Below are 2,772 nucleotides of genomic sequence, written 5' to 3'. Positions count from 1 at the left end.
AATGCCGAATCCTTTTATGGTACGGGGGAACCAATAAAAATACAGGGGTTAATCAGTGTATTGCGGAGGGGAATTCTCTTCCTTTCTTTGGTCCTAACCCGACAGCTAACCTCGGAGGCATACGATAAGAGAGGTGATTTTTTGAAAAGGACTTTTTGGGTACTTGCTTTTGTATTGATTGTACTCTTTGGGGTAATAAGTCCTACGCAGGGATTAGCCTCGGAGCAGTCGGAAAAAACACCGCTTACTATTGGTGCACGCGGTGATGAAGTGCGAGTTGTGCAGAAGCTTCTGGCCAATGGTGGTTTTTATGCTGGTGCTATTGACGGTATTTTCGGCCCAATTACCGCTAAAGCCGTAAAAGAGTTTCAACGTAGTTCTGACCTAAAAGTAACAGGTGTTGTTGACAAAGAGACTTTCGCTTATCTGAATCGGGCACTGAGCGAACCCAGCCGCTATAGCCGCTCGCTGGTTATGAAAGCATCTGCGTATTCTGCACAAGATCCTGGCAACGGCAGCTATACATACCGGGGAAATTATTTGCGCAGAGGATTGGTTGCTGTTGATCCAGCGGTTATACCTTTGGGAACCAGACTGTATATCAAAGGGTACGGATATGCCATAGCTGATGATATTGGCAGTGCGATTAAGGGCAACCGTATTGATTTGGCTTATGATAGCCGCCGCGAGGCTTTAGCCTTTGGTATTCAGAAAGTAACAGTATACATACTAGACTAAAGAGGCTTAATAGACAAAGCCTCTTTTTTTATTATTCACTGAGTTTCAGAATATAAATAACTTTCAAGTACTATACTACATTTAGAATTATGCAATATGGAGGCGTGTTAATTGAATTTTATTTCAAGCGAAATGCTGCCATTGGTATTAGCTTTAATTTCTGGGGTATTAATGGCTGTGCAGGGTTCGATGAATGGTTCGTTAAGTAAGGCTATTGGTCTTTTGGAAGCCACCTTTATTGTTCAACTTACTGGAACCATTTTAGTCATGATATTATTATTTCTGTTAAAAATGGGTCAAGGCAATTGGTCTGCATGGCAAGAGGTTCCTTGGTATTCCTGGTTGGGAGGTATTATTGGCGTAGCTATCATCTATTTAGTAGCAGCCAGCATCCCTAATGCCGGTGTAGCCAACGCTACTACTGCTATTATTGTTGGGCAGGTATTGACAGCTGTCCTGATTGATCATTTTGGCGGTTTTGGCTTTGAGCGGATGGCTTTTAGCCCTCAACAAGGAATTGGCTTAGTTTTGCTTGCAGTTGGCGCCAAATTACTGTTAAAATAATATGTTTTTCTTTTTTTTTGTAATTAAGGTGTTAACAAAAAAAAGTTTATGCGGTATACTTATCTTTAGTATTTTTTGTATTATACGAACAATAAGGAGGCAAAGCATGGATTTTAACTTTACTCCCGACCAACTAGACCTGCAAAAAATGGTAAAAGATTTTGTGGCTAAAGAAATTACTCCGCACGCTTTAGAAATGGATAAAGACGGTGTCGTTCCTGATGATCTATGGAAAAAGCTTAATGAAGCAGGGTTACTTAATTTAACTGTTCCTGAAGAGTATGATGGACCAGGTCTGGATGCGCTTTCTATTGCGCTTATCTATGAGGAACTGGGGAAAGGCTGTGCTGGTATTGCGACTACAACAGCAGCCAATGCTTTAGCTTCATATCCGGTTGTATTAATGGGTACTGATGAACAAAAACAAAAGATGTTTAGTGTTTTGAACAACGGAAAATTAGCTGCTTTTGCCCTGACTGAGCCAGGTGCTGGTTCTGACGCAGGAGCTGTTGCTACTACAGCCGTTAAAGATGGCGATCATTACATTCTCAATGGAACAAAATGTTTTATCACCAACGGAGGTATTGCTGATATTTATGTAATTTTTGCTAATGCTCGTAAAACAGCCGGTATTCGTGGACTGACTGCTTTTATCGTTGATCGCAATACTCCAGGTTTTAGTGTGGGCAAAAAAGAAGAAAAGATGGGTATTAGAGCCTCTAACACCTGTGAACTGATTTTGGATAATGTCCGTATTCCAGCCACTCATCGAATTGGCCGTGAAGGGGAAGGTTTTAAAATTGCCATGAAAACTCTCGATGCTGCCCGGCCGTTTGTTGGTGCAGTATCAGTTGGATTAGCGCAGGCTGCCTTTGAATTAGCTGTTAAATATGCAAAAGAACGGGTACAATTTGATAAGCCAATTGCCTCCTTCCAGCTTGTGCAAGCCATGCTTGCTGATATGGCAATGCAAATTGAAGCTGCCAGACTGCTGGTATACAAAGCCTGCTGGATGAAAGACCAAGGAATGGATCATACCAAAGAATCTGCTATGGCGAAATGCTTTGCCGCTGATACTGCGATGAAGGTTACTGTAGATGTTGTTCAAATATTGGGCGGCTATGGTTATTCTAAAGAGTATCCTGCGGAAAAATATATGCGCGATGCTAAAATTATGCAAATTTATGAAGGTACTAACCAAATTCAACGTCTGGTCATCGCTAATAATATTCTGTACTAATTTATTTTATAAAGTTTACTTGACTTTTATTGTCAACCGTAATATAATTTAGCTGAGTTAAGGGACTATAGCTCAGTTGGTTAGAGTACTACGTTGACATCGTAGGGGTCACTGGTTCGAGTCCAGTTAGTCCCACCATATATAGAAAAATTAGGCTCACAGACATTCTGTGAGTCTTTTATTGGTTCTTTGTCAAATGTTGGGGTAAAGCATAAAGTGTAGTGGAGCAG

At 41.0% G+C, this 2,772-nt stretch carries 3 protein-coding genes, 1 tRNA gene and 1 riboswitch; all 4 genes read left to right on the top strand.

The window, feature by feature from the left end; translation table 11 throughout:
• Positions 1-136: riboswitch (cyclic di-AMP (ydaO/yuaA leader) on the top strand. This riboswitch is flagged as partial in the annotation.
• A 5-nt stretch (positions 137-141) separates the two neighbouring features.
• The 4 genes from AC29Z1_RS16035 (at position 142) to AC29Z1_RS16020 (ending at position 2,680) form a co-directional block, all read left to right on the top strand.
• On the top strand, positions 142-738 hold the full coding sequence (locus AC29Z1_RS16035; RefSeq protein WP_488272458.1) for a peptidoglycan-binding protein: 597 nt from the start codon (positions 142-144) through the stop codon (positions 736-738).
• 111 nt (positions 739-849) lie between these two features.
• Positions 850-1,302, top strand: coding sequence for a DMT family transporter (locus tag AC29Z1_RS16030; RefSeq protein ID WP_488272457.1), 453 nt, complete (start codon positions 850-852; stop codon positions 1,300-1,302).
• Between the two features lie 106 nt (positions 1,303-1,408).
• The gene (locus tag AC29Z1_RS16025; RefSeq protein WP_488272456.1) at positions 1,409-2,542 is read left to right on the top strand and encodes an acyl-CoA dehydrogenase family protein; all 1,134 of its coding nucleotides are present in this window, start codon (positions 1,409-1,411) and stop codon (positions 2,540-2,542) included.
• A gap of 61 nt (positions 2,543-2,603) precedes the next feature.
• Positions 2,604-2,680: transfer RNA gene (locus AC29Z1_RS16020), tRNA-Val, on the top strand.
• Positions 2,681-2,772: the final 92 nt, after the last annotated feature.

It is taken from the genome of Sporomusa sp. (genome assembly GCF_057736855.1).
This window is presented reverse-complemented; position numbering and strand designations above follow the sequence as displayed.

What these genes read in the sequence shown, in the direction of transcription:
- AC29Z1_RS16025 (WP_488272456.1), top strand. Translation starts at nt 1,409, where the DNA reads ATGGATTTTAACTTTACTCCCGACCAACTAGACCTGCAAAAAATGGTA.